Origin of the sequence: Niastella populi (assembly GCF_002078015.1) — a bacterium.
Taxonomy (GTDB): Bacteria; Bacteroidota; Bacteroidia; order Chitinophagales; family Chitinophagaceae; genus Niastella; species Niastella populi.
The window spans coordinates 192422-210418 of the sequence record NZ_LWBP01000056.1 but is presented as its reverse complement, the minus strand read 5'-3'; the positions used below and the strand labels follow the sequence as shown (position 1 = coordinate 210418).

Here is a 17997-nt window from a genome sequence, read left to right as displayed (position 1 = left end):
AAAGAATTCCTTTAATTGGTTCGACAATCTGCCGGCGGACTCCACTAGGCAGTAAAACCCGCTCCTGTAGCGGGTTTTGTATTTAATGAGATCAAATGGTTCTTTATAAGATGTTTTATGACTTTAGAATTAGCCGTCTACTGGTTCGAATCCGGTAGAATGCATTTGTGGAAGTGCGGGGTTATCCCTAATGGTTATATATTGGTGGAGATCAACCTGCAAAGCGGCGGTATAAGTTTGAATAAAACGGTTACAGATTTCTTACAAAAGTTACCAAAGGATACTAACTATGTTTCTCAAATAAGAGTCGCAGAGGATGGGTACTATCTTACCATTTTTTTCGACCTGTATCATATTACTACAAGTGGTGTGGCAACGAAAGTTCATAACATGTCACGTTTTTTGGAAGACGTATATGTTTTAAATGACAATTTAATTGTTGGTAATATGGATTCAGTGGAATTGATTGGAAAAAGTGGTAAACTGCTGTATGCATGGCCCATTTCAAATAGAGTTTCGAATGGGTATATTAAAGGAGAAAAAGGGCTCTACCATTCCGCTAATGGGGAGGACAGTACATTAGAGTTTCAAAGCAATGGAGAAAACAGGTTGTCAATAAACAGGTATCCGCCGCTTTCGGAACTTACAAAGATGAAGGAACCGTATTTATCCTATGTATCAGATAAGTATTTTATTGTTTTTCCTTATGGAAACAGAAATGTGATTTACGCAATTAAAAAAGATATGAATAAGCTTGACATATGTAAAACAATTGCAGTCAAAGGTGTAAATTTTACTCCCACTTTCTCACAAATGCAGAATGAGGAGGGTTATCCTAATATAAAAATTGGCTATTGGAATAATGTTTATTACATCTTTTCTGTAATAAAAGGAAATTTGAAAATATTGTCTTTTACAGTGTAGCACGGTTAACAGCATATCACTCCTGGAAAAGCCTGCCTTCGCTAAACGCTTTGGCAGGCTGGTGAGGCTCAGGTATGCTATAATGGACCCGAACTTAAAGAAATGGTCAAAATTGAATTATTTCTTTTTTTGATTAGAAGTAATACTGACATTGATCGCGAACGGATTTATTTATATTTAGGGCCCTAATCAGGTTATCAAATTATGAAAGCAGAATTAGTTATTACTTATTGTATTTTTATATTTATTTTCTTCCTTTCCTGCGCTGAAAAAAGAGAGGTGAGAGTACTGGGATTTGCCTATAAAGGGGAAAGAATAACCGTAATGCATGAACAGGACACTATTGTAAGTTTTAAAGCAGAAGATAACGCAGATTCTATCTCTATTTGTTCTTTTTATAAAACTGCAGATTTAAAATTCAACAAAGAGATATTAAATGTAAAAGTAGTAGTTGATTCCAATAAAGTAAATGTGTTGGATACGACTATTTCTATTACAAAACTAAAAGAGCCTTTTATTTCTTTACTTTATCCTCATGATTTAAAAGGTAATGAGCGTAACGTTTTTGTTGACGATGAGGCCGACAGCACTTTTCTTAAGTGCGGTGCGCTGTATGATTGAGACCAGGCATTAAGCCAGATGATTTTTGTGCGTTGCACCTAAGATGTTTTATGTCCTAAGAATGAATTGCTTTTAGGTTCGAGTCTGGTAGGCTGCTTGTATAAAAACATCTGGCCGGAAAAGATTTGTCGCAGGAACTATTTACATCCAGTTCAGATAGAACAGGCTTGATGATGCCCTATCAACCGTCTCTTCGTAATTATCGGTTAGCAACCTGTCAATTGTACCAGTCAATCACTTATGGATTTACAGTGAAAGTGCCTGTGTAAGCCCTGTACGTTTGTAACGGCGCTATATCTACTAATTCAAATCCATATCTTCCTGTAGGTAAATTAATTGAATACTGGTTATTATAGTCTTTAAAAGTGTGAAGCGTTTTAAAATCATCAAATATGCGAAGCTGCCATTTGCCATTTCTTAAATTATTAAAAGCTAATTTTTCACCAGCTCCCTGTTTGAATATTAGCTTTTCTACTGCAATGTCTTCATAATCGGTTTCTACCCACAATCTCTCACCCTCGGCACCAAGTTGTTTAAGAACTGGATCGGAAAGAATAATGGTAGCGCCGGAATTCAATTCATTTTTTGAGAGACTTCCAATTACATACGTTCTTACTAAAGCTCCATTTGCAATGTTCCGTACATAAATGATAGATCCGATAGGCGCGGTTATATGTTTTGAAGTAAGCATGTTCTTCATGCCGTAATCTTCCCAGTTTTTATTTTCAATATATTTTGCCGCATACTCTATGGAAGGCAGGGGTACAAACTTATCTGGGGAACCGTTGAAGCCACAAGGTATATTCTCAGGCACATTGGCTAATTTGGTTCCGGGGCTTGAAAAATCAAACATTAATTCAGCTTGGGGAGTGGCAGAAGGCAAATTTGTCAGTTGAGTTCTTATTTCAAGAGGTAATTTGTCGAAATCAATTTTCTGTCCCCAGCGGTTGTAAATTACGTTATTAATGCGGTGGAATTCGTTACCCTGGTTGTCTACAAATTTCGAATCATTATTCGGTGATTGAACCTGTTGTGTTGCTGGTGATTGAGATGTCGGATTAGCGGCTTGCTTCGTAATATTTGGTGGTTGCTGCGCTTTTTGTTCAGCAGTTACACTGGCAATTTTTGTAGTGAGTCCCCCGTCAGTACCGATATACGTAAAAAGCATTGCCGGAAAGATGGTCAGTTGGTTTCCTATATTGTCACTAATTGCCCAACTCACAACTAATTTATCATGGAAAAGTCCCATTGCATTCATTCCCGGAACTTGGGCAGCACTGCGCATCAATACAGATTGGTCTGAATCCCAGGGAATATCCGCACCTAATTTTAAAGGGGCATTTGGATCTGCTCCCACGCCAACATAACTGGCTTTCGGATCAAGTTTGGAAGGGTCAAAAACCAGGTTCCCGTTTTTGTCTTTGTAAAATGCTGCTTTCAGCGTGGCGCAACTGGGATCGCCTGGCGATGTACAATAGGGCTCCTTGGTTGAGGGCGAAGGATCTAACGTTTGCTGCGTATAGTTACGATATAGATCCTGAACCAGAACCATCCCTCCTCCAAGAACAAAGCCCTTTTTAATTTGATCCTCGTTTCCACCACTTGCTGCAATAGCTAAACCCCCAACAGCGCCGGCCAAAACGGCCTTTTGTAGCATTTCTTTTGCTTCCGAACCACTCATTGATCCCACAACCTTAAGGGCAGAACTCGTGAGCCCGGTAATAATACCGGCCCTAAATGCTAATTCTGCATTTCCTCCCGATGCACGATAAGTTTGCCAGGCAGCATATGCCGCCGAGCCCCCGGGCCCTCCATATACTCCAGCCGCAGTAGCAGCTGCTGTATTAAGGTATTTACTTTGTTGCGTTGCAAGAAATGCTGCCTCTTCCTGGTTTGTAAGCGGATCGAGAGCAACATGGAAAACTGCATCAAGTAATTTACCTTCACGAATTCGTTGTTCAGTGGACTTCGCAATATTTATTGTTCCATTTATATTCGTTTCTGCATATTTTTCCAAAGCTTTAAAGATATCAACTGCATTTGTTCCTACTCTTCCTGTTTCTTTGACAATGTTTTTTCCCGCCCTTCCAGATTCTCTTGAGGCGTCGGTTAAACCTTTCTCAATTGCTTTTCTGGCATCATCTGCGGCTTTCCCGGTTGCTTTGCCAAGATCATGTATAGCGACTCCTGAAGTTTTTGTAACGTCCTTTATTCCTTTTTCAACTGTACGCCCAACATTTCTCACAGCTTTTTCTCCTGCTTTCAACACTTTTTTCAAAGAAAATTGGGCCTGGCCTGAGAAAGAAATAATAACAAATAAGGTCAAAAATGGGAATGTTTTTTTCATACCGGTATAGTCAATAATTTATATCCATGGTGTAGAATTCAGTCTGGTTTGTTTTTCTGAACCATGGCACGAAAATATACCTATATATTTTCAACTTTACAACTGCCGGGCTTTGCCTTTAATAATACCGAATCGTTTTCCGGCCAGGTCCAGCACCAATATCGATTGCAAAAAAAGTCTATTGCCGGTAAGTCCGCCAATACCCATTTGCATCATTCTTTTTTTATCGCCATCACTGGCACCCTCAATGTAGGCTACCCTGTTCAGGGGTATTTTAACTGACGCTATTTCTATGCTGTCATTTGAAGCATAGCTGGTAGCGGTCAGTATTCTTCCCCAAGAGCTTACCGGATAGATAGCCGGCACGGTGCCCGGCACAGCAAGTGTAGCAGCAGTTTGTTCGCTTGTGAGTAACTCAAATGCGCTGGATCCTGAATCGAATAATAACATGGTTTTCTTTCCTTTTATGGATGCAGGAAAAATGATGGTGTTGTTGGTATAAATAAGATCAGTAAGCGTATAGGGCTGGTTGTCAGGTAATTTGTACCCTATCCGTATTTTTTTGGCCGGGTAATCGATACTTATTGTATTGTTTCCAATGAAATCGATACCCAGGGTGCCAATGATTTCCAGTGCATCCCGTTTCCAGTTTATTTGCGGGTTACCTAATGGCTTAACAACTATCTCATGCGCCATGATCTTCGTATTTCCCGCTAAAAAGCTGAATTCATTCAGCCGCATGGTTGAATCATTGACCTTCGCTGAAAGCGGGTAACGGCTGCCGATGGTTTGAATTTTGTTTCGGTAAAACACTGAATAAGGTGCGCCCACGTCGAATTGCATATAAAATCGCTTAGGGCAACCAGGCAGTTTTACGGGGATCAGCATGGCTGCGTAAGGCTCAACCCGTTGGTTCATACTGTCTTTTTTCCATATAAAAGGAACTTCAAACCGATGGTCGGGGAGTGTTAATGTTCCCTTAGCCGTAGACTGGGCAGGGCAGGTTCTGATTGCAAATAGCGAAAGGAAAATTATCAGGCCGGGTTTAAAGATAGATTCAGGTGACATATTTTTTGTTGACAAAGCTAGGCGGGAAGCGCTGTCAATAAGCCGTCATTCTTACGACATTTATATGTCAATTGCTAAGATCCAACCGATTATACTCTTTCCTTATAGAGAATAAATTTAAAAAAATAATCCCGGTATTTATCATGTACATAATAAAAAATGGCCACAGGTAAGATGCATGCTGCCTGTTGTGGAAAACATAACCCTGTAACAGATTATAACCAAGGGCAAGTAACATTACCAGGTGAAGGCAAATGACCCATATTACCTGCTGCCTGATGATTTTACGGCACCACTCAACTTCCTTCCTGTTCAGGTCTTTTTGTTTTTTAAGCAGGTATCCCGGTATTAAAACATGAACCCACGGAATTACAATGAAGGAAAAACACGACAGGTTAAATAGCTGCAAAAAATGAGCGGTTCCATTATCAGCTTCCGGCGGTACCTGCATAAGTTGTTCGTTGGGGTCAGTTAAAAATTGTTCGGCAGGCAGGTTCAGGGCGGCAGCAATTGCTTTAAGCGTAAAACCCCGGGGCACACTTTCACCGCTTTCAATTCTCTGAATGGTTCTGATGGAAAGTTTGGCAAGTGTAGCCAGTTCTTCCTGGGTGTAACCTTTTTGCTGCCTTGCTATAATTATCCGTTGTGAAAGTTGCATATTGAAATGGTATGAAAAATAATAATAGCTGGTTTTTTAAGCCGGTGATTTTTTAAAAGTGCCGTCCAGTTTGATCGCTTCTTTTAAAAGCTTTATTATCGGCTTATCATCGATTTCTTCCGGCGTGTGGTAGATCTTATAAAAAATTTGTTTGTTGGTTCCATGTGTCAGGAAGCCATCCTGATCTTTTAATTTGTTCCCATACCAAAAACCTAAAAGAACGCCTTTTTTGATACCACCTCTCGGAACAGTCGATGGCCAGATAATACAGATGCCTTTGTTACCGTAAAAAAATGGAACATTGTATGAAATTTTCTCTTTGCAGTATTCAGGAAGCGTTTCAATAATTATCTGCCGCAGCACATCTACAATTATTCTTTCGTCTTCAGGAAGAAGAGCAAAAAGGTCAACAAGGTTTTTAATTTTCATTGAGCTGTTTTTGGGTCTGGTAAAACATGATCTGTTCTTTCCAGATAATTGCTATAAATTTATGGGATTTTCTCTGGGAAAAGAACAAGCGCTTTTCGAACTGAAATACTGCTGATTTTGTACTATTGTGATCCAGATGACACCTGTTTCCTCATCAATAGCAGCTTCAGCATTATTAAGCAAACCACCATGCATATTGTCAGTGCTGAAATAATCTGGCTCGACTACCGGGCCAAAACTCCTGATCCTGTTTTTCAATATGATCTCATTTTAATCAGAAAGATTTGATTTCTACAAAAAGTGCCGTATCATGCAGGCTCATTTCAATTTCATTAAATTTATGAAGTACCCTGTGACATTATTGACTTTATTTTTCCTGGCCTGTTCAACACCCGGCAAAAAGGAAAAGCAACAAATTAAAAAAAACACCAACGAAGAAAAGTCAATTCCCCGGATAAATACCACCACTGACGAAAAATGGGCAACTTATATTGATACTATCAATATGGGTTTTGTGGTTAGTTACAGGTATCCGCCAAACTATGTTTCGGAACACTTTGAAAATGCAGCGTGTATTGGAAAGCCGGTTACAGCCACAGGCGACGGACCCGGCAATACAATGGACTGTAGTTTGTGGATGGAAGATATATCTAATGATAATATAAGATCCGTTGATACCCTGATTAAGTATCAGATGGATAACGCTGGTGAAAGTGTTCTGCAATCGAAAGACTCTATCACAATTGCAGATGTAAAAGGGCTTAGCGTAATAGTGACTGGTAAAAACGAAGGGCGAAGATTTTTAAAACAGATGGTCTACTTTACCAAGTACAACACATTTTTTACACTTATAAATGACAGCCTTTCACAAAGGGATTTTCAGACGTTCATTAAAAGTTTACAAATAGAAAAGACGAACTAATATGCTGATCCTCGCATGTATGCATGCCAGGCAGTATCAAAAAAACATCCCTTCCTGATGAACCAGGAAGGGATGCCATTAATTTTTAAATTGTAACCGGGCCTTATTTACTAAGGTAACCGTAATACTCCCCATCAGTTGCACAATCCCACCACACAGGCATGCTCCAGATATTCGGTTCAGTTGCATTCGGATTCATGGCAAGCACATTTGTTAAGTTATAATTTTGTTCCAGGGTTGTAGGCAATGCCCACCGGCGTTGCCAGTACCTGGGATCGGTTTTGCCCGAGCCGGTATAATTAGCGTCGCCGGTAAATAATGGTCCGCGATCATAACCGGGGTAAACCACGCCAAAAGATCCTACATTACCAGCGCTGAAATTAAACCGGCGCATATCGTTCCAGATCTCGATGCTGCAACCCATGGCAATATATTTTTGAAGCATGATGTCTGACATGGTTAAATTACCTGCTGTGGCAACTGCGCCGCTCGTAAGGTAAGCGCTCATGTCGCCGGAGTTCATAGGCGCCATATCGGGATTGGTTGCCGCAAACCCGGCAGCCTGCCATGATGTGAGTTTTGCCTGCATCATATCAAGGTGCGCCTGAATACCATCTCTGTAAGCTGTCCACGCATTGCCAACATCTCCTTTTCTCATATACACTTCCGCTTTTATAAAACACATTTCATGGTAGGTAAGGATCTCCTGGTCTGAAACCGGGCGAACCTGGAATGAGCCTGTAGAAGCAACCGCCCCGGCAGCAAATGCCGCTGCGGATGGATACCAGCTTACATCTTTTTCTCCCTGTGCCGCAATGCCCGATGTGGCCAACGAACTGCTGCGCAAATTTACATATATGGTATCACCTGAATACAGGTAGTTGGGGTTGTTTATAAATATTGAACCTGCCTTGTAGGTTACCGTTACATCATTTCCATTGACTGTGTGCGTACGGCCTGCCCCAACCTGGTCGGCAATAAAATTGGCACGGTCTGTTGCATTGGCAATAGTATATTTTATGTTTGTATTTGCCGTAGCATAAGCAGGTATAACGATAGAGGTAGCTCCGCCTTTTACCAGCCGGGTGGCCGTTCCTAACACATCAACACCTTCGGAACGCCTCCAGGTAAACGACGCCACTTTGTTGCTGGCATCAAGTTGAATACCGCTCATGGTAGCTGGTACAATTTTACTCATCCGCGGATCCGTTACACCTGAACCACGCATATTCGTCAACAGGTCGTAGTGATACTTTGAAATGCGCTGGTTGCTTCCATAAGCAGCATAATCAAAGTTGCCGTTTGTTACCACCGGATCGCCCAATAAATAATCGGTTACCGTGCTGTTGTTAAAGCCCTGCTGCACCACATTGTCGGCAATGCTCTGCGGTCCTTTTGACAAACAATATAAAATTGAGTCGGCATTATACAGGTCCGATTTTTTTGAGAGCTTCAGCATGTAGCGGGCTTTCAATCCCCAGCATAGTTTTATCCATTTGTTTACATCGCCGCCATTCCACATGTCACCGCTGGCAAGCGCGGGGGCGGTGGCATCCTGCGTTTTACCAAACAGATCGATGGCATCATTCAGTTTTGCCATACAGCCATAGTAAATGGTTTTTCCGTCGTCGTATGCAGGGCTGGCCAGGTCGGTTAAAGCCTGCGTATATGGCATTTCACCATATACATCGAGCATTTGCATAAATCCGAGCGCATGAAATACATTGGCTGTGGCCATATAGTGAAAAGCCCCTTTTTTCTGCGCGGTATTATACAGGTCATTCAGGTTGGAAGCTACTTCAACGAACCATGTCTGGTAGGGAGTGGTATTACCTGTATGAAACTTCCAGGTGGTTGATAAAGCATTACCTACGGTGCTGTTACTGTAGTACAGGCCCGATTGTGCTGCTGTGCGAAAATTGGTAACGCCTGCTGTATAACAATAAAACTTTTGGATCCAGGGCAGCCTGTTTTGAACGAGTACGGTTTCATTGTTCGGATTATTCGGGTCCGTGTTCACATCCAGCCATTTTTTACATGAAGTAGCACCCAAAACGAGCAGGCAGCCTGATAAAATATATTTTAAACTTCTCATGATTTTCTTTTTTTAGTCATTGGTTAAAACGTCATATTTATCCCGAAAGTGAAGCTTGCTATCGCGGGCACACCCAGGTAATCGATACCTGTTGAACCCGATCCGCCTGTTCCGCCTGCTGCGCTTACTTCAGGATCCATTCCTTTGTAGTTTGTCCATGTAATCAGGTTGGTACCTATTGCAGTTGCCGAAAGTTCTTTAATGATTTTCTTATTCTTCAGCAAACCGGTGAAGTCATAGCTTACCGATGCTGAACGCAGTTTCACCCAGTTTACCGATGTGATGAAGTTCATGGAATTGGCTGCATAGTTTTCCCAATACCGTTGGATCATATTTTTACCTGAGTAGGTTGTGCTGCCTATGGTGTATGACTGATCTGCATTGTAGGTTTGCGTATACTCGGCCCCGGTTACACTATTTACGCCGCTTACGGTTACCGACTCGCGGTTATTCAGCAGCGTTCGTTTGCTTAAGCCGTTTAAGACCATGGCATACTCTGTTCCGTTGTAAATGTCGCCGCCTTTGCGGAAATCGAGGAGGAATGACAGCTGCAGTTTTTTGTAACGGAATGTATTGTTAAAGCCCCCTATGAAACTCGGTTCACGGTTACCTACGATCGGGTTGGTGGTGTTCAGTTTATACAATCCTGTTGCAGGGTCAACCTGGTAACGGCCATTGGGAATTTCCTTTTTGTCGGTATCTGTTTCACGTAAATAGGTAGTACCGGTCATGCCAAGGAAGTACCCGCCGTTGGGAATAGACGCCGCTCTTACTGTTCCGAACTGGGCATCGGTAGGGTAGAAGAAGGTAACGCCGGGAAGGAAGGAACCCAATCTTCCTTTGTTGTAGGAGAAGTTCACCATTACATCCCAGCCAAAATCCTTTTGCACGATCGCTTTACCTGAAAGGGCTACTTCCATCCCTTTATTAATTACAGAACCCGAATTGATGGATTTCAGAATATAACCACTGGCATTGGACAGGCGGGGCGATGCGATCTGGTTCTTTGTTTCGCTGTGATAATATGTATAGTCCAATCCAATGCGATTATTTAGAATTCTCAACTCGCCGCCCACTTCCCATGAGTTTTGTATTTCAGGTAATAAATTAGGATTTCCACTGGTATACTGATTGCCAATTCCGGTAAACGACCCGATGTTGATCGGAGGGTTTACATAAGTAAGGGTGGCATAGGGATTTGCGTCTTTACCAACCTGCGCCCAGCTTGCCCGCACTTTACCAAATGAAAGCAGCGGAATATCGCGAACCAGTTCAGTAAATACCAGTGAACCGCTTACCGAAGGATAAAAATAGGACCTGTTATTTAAAGGCAATGTAGATGCCCAGTCGTTACGTCCCGTTGCGGTGAGGTAGGCAATGTCTTTATAGGATATTCCAATCTCTCCATAAGTGCCTACCAGCCGCTTTTTTGTTACCCCGTCTTTAAAAAACTGATTGGTGGTTGCTATGTTATTGAAGCTGACGGTACCGGCGGTAATGAAATTAAATCCCCAATGGTTCTGACTTGTCCATTCGGTATTTTCGCTGGTGGTTCCCAGCATCACGTGCGCATCAAAATCTTTGAATGTTTTATGGAAATTGGTCATCACGGTTGTTGTAATGAACGTATAGTTATACGTCGATTTGCTCAGCCGGCCGTTCTGGTATAATTGTATAACGGCAGAACCGGGTGCAACATACGTATAGTCATTCGTGCTGTACTGGTCGTAACCCAAACGGGCTATAACATCCCACCAGCTAGTTATTTTGTAGTTACCGTTGATACCGCCGGTAATACGTTTTGTTTGTGAGGTCAGTTTATCTTTATTGATTATCCAGTAAGGATTGTCGATATCGTTTTCCAGGGGAAGCGTTCCGTCGAATTTGCGGAATTGTGTTCCATCGATATTCTCATAGTTTTTCATATTGAATACCTGGGGCCAGGCATAGATAGCGCCCATTGTTCCGTTTCCGCCGCCGCTATAAAGGCCCGAAGTGGTTAAAGTTCTGTCGGTCTTGGCAATGGAATAAGCCACATTCGCATTCAATGTAAGGCGCCCGTATTTTTGTTCGCCATTAAAACGGAAGGTTGTTTTTTTGAAGCCGGTATTGGGAACGATACCGGTTTGGTTGAAATTAGAGCCCGATAAAAAGAAGGAGCTGTTCTTTGTACCGCCCGAAACGTTTACGTTATTATCATACACCATACCATTTTGAAAGAAATCGCCGATATTATCATATAAAGTATCTGCATCTGTAACTTTTTGTCCCCACGAGTTGTAGGTTACATCGTTAAACACCCCGTTGGTAGCATAAGCGCCGTTTCCAAATTCCGTTTGCGCTTCGGGGGTTTTATTTGCCCATGACGTGATCACTTTGCTGGCTACATTTACTTTTACCGTTCCTTCCGCCCCTTTTTTTGTAGTGATAATGATAACGCCGTCTGCCGCCCGTGAGCCATACAGGGCTGCTGCTGCCGCGCCTTTCAAAACCGACAGGCTTTCGATATCTTCAGGGTTGATATCCATAACCCGGTTCGAGTAAGTTGTATTGCTGCGGCTCATACCATCGGTAGCCGTATTGCCGGTAACTGTTGTTGAGTTATCATATATAACGCCATCAACTACAAATAAGGGCTGGTTTTGCCTGCCGTCGGAAGTTGAATTACCTCCGCGAATAGTGATAGATGCCCCTGCGCCGGCCGCCCCGCTGAATTGGGTAATGTTTACACCGGGAACTTTACCTACCAGTGAATTAACGACGTTGGTGTTTTTATTCTTCATCAGTTCCCCCGCATTTATTTCGGTAACCGAATATCCCAATGCTTTTCTTTCCTTTTTGATCCCCATGGCCGTAACCACAACATCTTCCATCTGTCCTTTTGCGCTTATCGATAAGCGAACCGCCATTCCGGCTGCGGCTTTTATTATTTGTTTAGTATAGCCCACGTGGCTGAATTCGAGCAGGGCACCTTCGCTGGCAGTAATGGTGAATTTCCCGTCAATATCCGTAGTGGTAGCCCGGTCTGTACCAATCACCGAAACGGTTACCCCCGGCAGTGGTGTATCTTCTTCCGAATGCACAGTTCCTTTAATGGGAACCCCCTGCGCCATCAGAAGGTTTGTGATCATGTTAAGCATAACAAACATGACCAAACTAAAAAGCTTGCCTTTTCTCATACATTTACTTTTTGGTTTTTTCGTGAGTTTTCTCATAACAGTTTTTTGGGGTCAATGAATTGTGGTTCAAATACGGAAAGGCTTATCCAGTTCAATAATTTATTGAACATGTTCAGAGTAACTGTTTTCATAAGACCTGATATGCAAACGCCCCTGTTTCGGACCAGGCGCCTATAAGACCTGAATACCCTGGTCGGCATATGGCTTCAGCCTGGGATCGTCGGGTGGAAGCTCGGTGATAAGCACATCGATACGCTGAATATCACAGATATGGATAGGTTGTAATGTGTCGATCTTTTCCGATATGGTAAGGCAAACCTTTTTGCGGGCCGACTGGATCATTGCTTTTTTCAACTGCACTACTTCCCAATCGTTATCGGTAATGCCATGTTTTACATCGATGGCATTGATGCCTAAAAAGCACAGGTCGGCATTGATCTGTTTTATTTTGGCAATGGCTTCCGCGCCTATGGTTATTTTGGAGTTTTTCGAAATGCGGTCACCGATCATAATTACGTCGATGGTGGGGTGCTGCATGTATTCCAGTATTGCGGGAATGCTGCCCGACATAAATGTGGCCTTTAACTGGCGGGGAAGCGTGCGGGCCAGTTCAATGATGGTAGTACCACCACTGGTAAGCACAAACATGTCGTTTTGTATTAGTGCTGCCGCTTTTTGGGCGATGATCTTTTTATTGTCCTGCGAGTAAACGTCGTAGGCAGGGTAATGTACTTCATTGAATGAGTGGCTCAGGGCGCCACCATGTACTTTAATGATCTTTCCTTCTTCGGCCAATTCCTGCAAATCCCTGCGGATCGTATCTTCCGAAACCCTGATCTCCTGGCTTAGGAGGGATGATAAAACCTTGTTATGCAGGTTCACCTGATGCAGTATATAGGCCTGCCGCTCTTTTTTAAGCATAGACAGTTTGCGTAGTGGTTACATTCAAATATACCTCTATTTGACGCAAAAAGAAGCAGAATAACGAATCAATAACGCAATTTATGCAGTTTTTAATCTTGTGAGTGCGGGTTTGTGCGGTTAAGATGCAGGGTGCCGGTCGTTTGTAGGCTTACAACGCAAAAACGCTTACCAATGGGGCCAGGTATAGCTGTCACCTGGTTGGTTATACTAATGCAGCAAGGCCGTCAATAAATGAAACGGCAGCCTTTTTTAAGATACATTTCTATTTTTACCACATTAAAAGCTGTTTCATTCCTTATTTTAAGAGTAGCTGTGTTGCCTGAAAATGGTTATCGGGCCAACAAATGAGCAATTTCTTTAACCTTAGTAACTTTAAAAGAAAAATGAAAAACAAGGGGCTGCTTTTCATTCCTGACATAAGTGGCTTTACCCGTTTCGTGAGCGGAATTGCTCGATACACTGATTAACGCCAATCAGATGGGGCTCGAAGTGTCGGAAATAGAAGGTGATGCCATTCTTTTCTATAAATTCTGCGATTCGCCCGACCTGGCAGACCTGCCGATGTTTGCTCGACAACGGAAAAGCCATTCTCTATGCCAGCAGTTACGCTTATAATCCGGGCCGGATAGAATTTAGTGAAACAAATAAAGAGGACGATACCACCGTTTATTTTACGCTTGAAAGAATAAAGGCCGGCAGAACAAGGCTTACTGTTGATTATTATATAAAGAATAATATGGCCGCCGGTTTATTTTTTAACGTGGTTAAGAAAGAGAGAACGGAAGAACGTTTTAACAGATCGCTGAACAATCTTGGGTTGTTACTGAACGACATGGATTTTTCTGCCGAAGCTGCGCTTTGGGAAAAAGTTGATGCAGTCGATGATACCTGAGCGGGGGCGAATGACTTATTTCGCCACCAGCGCCTGGCCTTCAAAAACCACTCCGGCCCAGCCATGGGCCATAAACTGCCTGATGTTTTGATGGTCTGTTCCATTCGGAGTGTTCAATACCGCTTGATAATGTTCAGCAAATAAGTAAAGAGTGTCTTCTCTGCCCAGGTCATTCAGTTTCGCAAATGAAAATACTTTAGCGCTGCCCTGGTTTTGCGTGGCTTCGTTATAGGCCTCGCCATTTTTAAAGGCTGTTGGCTGATGCTGATAGTATGTTTCTATAAATTCAATTACTTCTTTGAAGGTAAGCGTATTGGCTTTCAATTGTTGAATGATGGTAGTTAGCTGTTCTTTCATTGCCATATTGCGCTGTTTGAATTTTATTTTATGTGTAACGGCGCAAAAATAAACAATTATATACGTAGTTGGTGATCATGATATAGTTGAACCGGTGCAACCGGGTGAGGAGCGGTTGTGCGTTTATTGTACAAATATTGAAGTGGCCATTGCGTTACTGCCGCCATTGGTGAGTTTTACTTCTTTACCGTTTTTCCAGTATGCGGCGATCAGTTTTTCGCCAGCGATCCATTGATAACCGGCAATATAAACGTCATCTCCCGTAACAAAAATGGCTTTTGCCACAGAACTAACCATCCCTGTCGTAAGCGGGGTGGCCACCCCGTTTTTCCAGTGCATTGCCCGTGAATACCCGTTTATATTCTGCCAGCCTGCAATATGAACATCACTGCCTGAAACATATACGGCATTGGCTTCCGAACCGCTTATGGAGTCGGTAGTGAGATAGGCAGGGACGCTATTTTTCCAGAATAAGGCAGTTGGCATAAGACTGCCGGCGGTCGTTTTAAATCCGGTAACGTAGACGTCATTGTTTAAAGCGGCGATGGAAGTGGTAACGGGGTAACAATGGCGGCCATTATGATCGAGGTATACCAGTCCCTTTGTTAAATCAACGGGTATTCCGTTCTTCCAGTAATATGCATTATGGCCCCAGATACGACTGCCGCCGGCAACATACACATCGTTGCCGGTAACATACAGGGAGCTTACATAGTCGTGATATGCGCTAACGCCGTATTGACCGCCACCTGTAAGCCCAACATAATAATAACCAGGCAAAGATACCGGAACACCATTTTTCCAGAGGGTTGCCACATTACCAGCCCTGGGATAGCCGGCTGTGGGCGTGGTGTAAGGCACGCGTGATGTATCGCCAAAATACCAGGATGTGCCGGCAACGTATACATCGTTACCGGAAACATAAATGGATGTGGTCGTTGCGTCGCCGGTTGAATCGGGCAGTACTATGGCTGCATCATTTCGCCAATATACAGGTGTTGATGTTATCCTGGGATTTCTATGGGGTTTATTTCCCGAAATAAATACATCGTTATTCGCAACGAACAGGGAAGGGCTGCCAAAAACATGAGCCATTGTCGACTGACTGTATAAGTGCCGTGCCTCGCCATTTTTCCAGCATATAAGCGAGTCGCCTGAAGTGCCAAGAACATATATGTATTGCGTTGGTTTGCCGTCGTCTGAGCCGGCATTTTTTTTGCAGGCTCCGCTCAGTATCAGTACTGAAGCTATAAAAAAGCAGTGAGTTGTTTTGGTAAACATGTGAGGCATCGGTTAACGATCTGTTTAGTGATATAAATGTATCTTTTATTCTTCAACAGATCCTGATATTTGGGAGAAAGTAACAATCCTGTAACTTATATGATAAACCGAGATGTATGATTACTTTTATATCAGCTTTCATTGAACCCTGCTCAAGGCCGTTATGAAGTGCAAATACGCGTCAGCGAGGTGCCGGCCGGTTACAGATCGGCGTATTTTTTTACAAAATCAACCCAGTCGATACCAAAAGGAACGACAAGGTATTTGCCTTGTGGTGAGATCAGGACCTTCGAAGGATAGCTGTTGATATTATAGCTTTTTTCAACCCGTTTGTCAGACATCGCCACCGGAAAGGAATACTTGTTTTGTGTCATGTACCCGCTTACATTTTTCTCATTGTCTAAACAGGCAATGGTAACCAACGTGATCTTGCCGGTGGAAGCGGTTGAAATATTTTTATAGAATTTTTCAAGATCGGGATGTTCCCTTCTGCAGGGGCCGCACCAGGTGCCCCAGAAATCGAGTAAGATCCATTTGTTCTTTTGCTTTGAGGAAGAGAACTGCGAGCCATCCATAAGCTTCAATGAAACGGCCGGGGCTTTCTGCGCCTGCTGATTGATGCTTTTAATCCAGTAATCATTGAAGCTTTCCCGGCCCGGAAAATTGTTGTTATAGAATGTCTTTAGCTGATCTTTAAACGAGGTATTGACAAGCGCGGTGGTCATCAGGGCAGATAATGTTTCCTGTTTATTGCCCGAATTTTTTGTCAGGTAATCGATATACTCATCCTGGAAGGTAATGTCTTCTTTATTTGTAAGAAAGAACAGGTCATAGAAAAAACTGTATTGAACATTCTTATCTGTTATATCGGGACTGTATTCAAAGGCCGTTTTAAGATAGGGGCCGGCTTCTTTGATCCTGTTTTCTGCAAGCAATGCCTTTCCCTGCACCGAATTGGAATAAGCATATAAAAACCGGTACCAGGCTCTTTTAATCAGAAGCGGTCTTGCCGCGCCTTCGATGCCGGTAACCTGGTTATTTTTTAAATTGGTAATAACCGGTTTCAAAAGTTCATTGGCGGTTGCCTCCAACGATTTTTTCGGTGCAATTACCCGGTGTATCAACAGGGCATAACGGCCAACCCTGTTTGTGTACATATCGGTTGTTGAAAGCTGCGTGTTTATAAACTCCGCAACCAGTTCGCGCAACAGTGCATCGTTATTTTCATTTTCCTGCACCCGTGCCCAGTAATAAACGGGCTGAACCGCTTTTTTAAGGCCGGCATTTTTATCGGCCATCATTGCCGGCAACAATATGCGGGCTGTTTCAACATCTTTCAGATAATACTGCTTCTGCGCTTCATTAACGAAATCACTGTCGGTTCTTTTTATAAATGACTGGGCAAAGGAGTTATGTAAAAGATCCTCGAGGGTGGGTAAATATTTTTTGTCTGAAGCCAGTAGTCTTATGAAGTACAGGGCCGAGTCAACATTCTTTGTTCTGTAATGCTGAAAGCCGTTGAAGTAATATCCCGGGCCTTCAGTGGGGCCATTTTGTGCAAAACCAGCGAAAGAAAAAGATAGTGATAAGGTTAAAAGAACATATAGCTTTTTCATGGCTAAGGGGCAGGTTTTCATGATGGCCTGCTGTTACCAAATATACAATGGGCATTGTTAATGAATCTTAAATTAAGATATACGGGATATTTGTTATAGATGGTACGGGAGCATACATTTATCCCGAAACGGGAAACAAAAATTTTAAAATTGATAATGATCATTATCTTAAACGACTAAGTGTTTTTATTAATATGATCGTTACCTTTAGATGGTAAATTCATATCCACCTACGAAGCCAAACCGCAATTCACATTGTGTAAACCTCTTCTACGATTTCCCAGTAGCCTGTTTTTGTAATCCAATTTCCAATAATACAAATCCTTATTGAACAAGTTTGTGTTGTAGCCAAAAGGCTATAGCTGGAAAATATTTTGTCCGGTCAAAAAAAGGGCGCCGCCGAAAACCCGTATAAAAGAGTAGGCATATCTTCTAATCATTAACTTATCAAATCATGCAAGTTCAGGAATTAACCCTTCAGGAAATGGAACAGGTAAATGGTGGCGGTCTGTTAGGCGGTGGCCTGTTAGGTCTTTTAGGTAAAGGCTGTTGCGGCATCCTTAAATTAGACGCCGATGTTGACCTTGACCTCGATCTTGATATCGAAATTTGCTAGTAGTGTTGGTGAATCAAATAGAGGGATGGCGATAAGCTGTCTCTCTGTTTTTGATCTCCTTTACTAAT

At 42.6% G+C, this 17997-nt stretch carries 16 protein-coding genes; 6 read left to right on the top strand and 10 right to left on the bottom strand.

Annotated elements, in window-relative coordinates; translation table 11 throughout:
- Positions 1-117: 117 nt before the first annotated feature.
- Entirely contained in the window at positions 118-924 is an 807-nt protein-coding gene (locus tag A4R26_RS07420; protein WP_081163028.1) for a hypothetical protein, read from the top strand.
- Positions 925-1128: 204 nt separating this feature from the next.
- Complete coding sequence (locus tag A4R26_RS07415) at positions 1129-1545, top strand: hypothetical protein (protein ID WP_081163025.1); 417 nt, start codon at positions 1129-1131, stop codon at positions 1543-1545.
- A gap of 238 nt (positions 1546-1783) precedes the next feature.
- On the opposite strand, the gene A4R26_RS07410 is transcribed toward A4R26_RS07415, so the two are convergent.
- From A4R26_RS07410 to A4R26_RS07395, 4 genes are all read right to left on the bottom strand, one after another.
- Positions 1784-3892, bottom strand: coding sequence for a hypothetical protein (locus A4R26_RS07410; protein WP_081163020.1), 2109 nt, complete (start codon positions 3890-3892; stop codon positions 1784-1786).
- Between the two features lie 96 nt (positions 3893-3988).
- A complete protein-coding gene (locus tag A4R26_RS07405) occupies positions 3989-4810 on the bottom strand; it encodes a hypothetical protein (RefSeq protein ID WP_133054580.1) in 822 nt (273 codons plus the stop codon).
- A 217-nt stretch (positions 4811-5027) separates the two neighbouring features.
- Positions 5028-5618, bottom strand: a complete 591-nt coding sequence (locus A4R26_RS07400) for a helix-turn-helix domain-containing protein (RefSeq protein ID WP_081163010.1) — start codon at positions 5616-5618, stop codon at positions 5028-5030.
- Between the two features lie 36 nt (positions 5619-5654).
- Positions 5655-6047 (bottom strand): DUF1801 domain-containing protein, encoded by a 393-nt coding sequence (locus A4R26_RS07395; protein ID WP_081163005.1) that lies wholly within the window; start codon positions 6045-6047, stop codon positions 5655-5657.
- A gap of 340 nt (positions 6048-6387) precedes the next feature.
- Here A4R26_RS07395 and A4R26_RS07385 point away from each other — a divergent pair, with 340 nt between their 5' ends.
- Entirely contained in the window at positions 6388-6969 is a 582-nt protein-coding gene (locus tag A4R26_RS07385; protein ID WP_133054579.1) for a hypothetical protein, read from the top strand.
- Positions 6970-7072: 103 nt separating this feature from the next.
- On the opposite strand, the gene A4R26_RS07380 is transcribed toward A4R26_RS07385, so the two are convergent.
- From A4R26_RS07380 to A4R26_RS07370, 3 genes are all read right to left on the bottom strand, one after another.
- Complete coding sequence (locus A4R26_RS07380) at positions 7073-9064, bottom strand: SusD/RagB family nutrient-binding outer membrane lipoprotein (RefSeq protein ID WP_081162993.1); 1992 nt, start codon at positions 9062-9064, stop codon at positions 7073-7075.
- A 23-nt stretch (positions 9065-9087) separates the two neighbouring features.
- Positions 9088-12195, bottom strand: a complete 3108-nt coding sequence (locus A4R26_RS07375) for a SusC/RagA family TonB-linked outer membrane protein (RefSeq protein ID WP_242674852.1) — start codon at positions 12193-12195, stop codon at positions 9088-9090.
- A gap of 219 nt (positions 12196-12414) precedes the next feature.
- Entirely contained in the window at positions 12415-13164 is a 750-nt protein-coding gene (locus A4R26_RS07370; RefSeq protein WP_081162990.1) for a DeoR/GlpR family DNA-binding transcription regulator, read from the bottom strand.
- Between the two features lie 480 nt (positions 13165-13644).
- On the opposite strand from A4R26_RS07370, the gene A4R26_RS36030 reads away from it, so the two are divergent.
- On the top strand, positions 13645-13782 hold the full coding sequence (locus tag A4R26_RS36030) for a DUF2652 domain-containing protein (protein ID WP_369332933.1): 138 nt from the start codon (positions 13645-13647) through the stop codon (positions 13780-13782).
- Entirely contained in the window at positions 13733-14059 is a 327-nt protein-coding gene (locus tag A4R26_RS35385; protein WP_207625698.1) for a hypothetical protein, read from the top strand. The genes A4R26_RS36030 and A4R26_RS35385 overlap by 50 nt, the downstream gene beginning before the upstream one ends.
- Before the next feature lie 15 nt (positions 14060-14074).
- Here the strand turns inward: A4R26_RS35385 and A4R26_RS07360 are convergent, their stop codons facing one another.
- The 3 genes from A4R26_RS07360 to A4R26_RS07350 all read right to left on the bottom strand — a co-directional run bounded on the left by A4R26_RS07360 (position 14075) and on the right by A4R26_RS07350 (position 17313).
- Positions 14075-14422 (bottom strand): HopJ type III effector protein, encoded by a 348-nt coding sequence (locus A4R26_RS07360; RefSeq protein WP_242674851.1) that lies wholly within the window; start codon positions 14420-14422, stop codon positions 14075-14077.
- A 117-nt stretch (positions 14423-14539) separates the two neighbouring features.
- On the bottom strand, positions 14540-15697 hold the full coding sequence (locus tag A4R26_RS07355; RefSeq protein WP_081162986.1) for a hypothetical protein: 1158 nt from the start codon (positions 15695-15697) through the stop codon (positions 14540-14542).
- 200 nt (positions 15698-15897) lie between these two features.
- Complete coding sequence (locus A4R26_RS07350) at positions 15898-17313, bottom strand: TlpA family protein disulfide reductase (RefSeq protein WP_165760182.1); 1416 nt, start codon at positions 17311-17313, stop codon at positions 15898-15900.
- A 454-nt stretch (positions 17314-17767) separates the two neighbouring features.
- On the opposite strand from A4R26_RS07350, the gene A4R26_RS34815 reads away from it, so the two are divergent.
- Positions 17768-17929, top strand: coding sequence for a hypothetical protein (locus tag A4R26_RS34815; protein WP_165760181.1), 162 nt, complete (start codon positions 17768-17770; stop codon positions 17927-17929).
- Positions 17930-17997 lie beyond the last annotated feature (68 nt).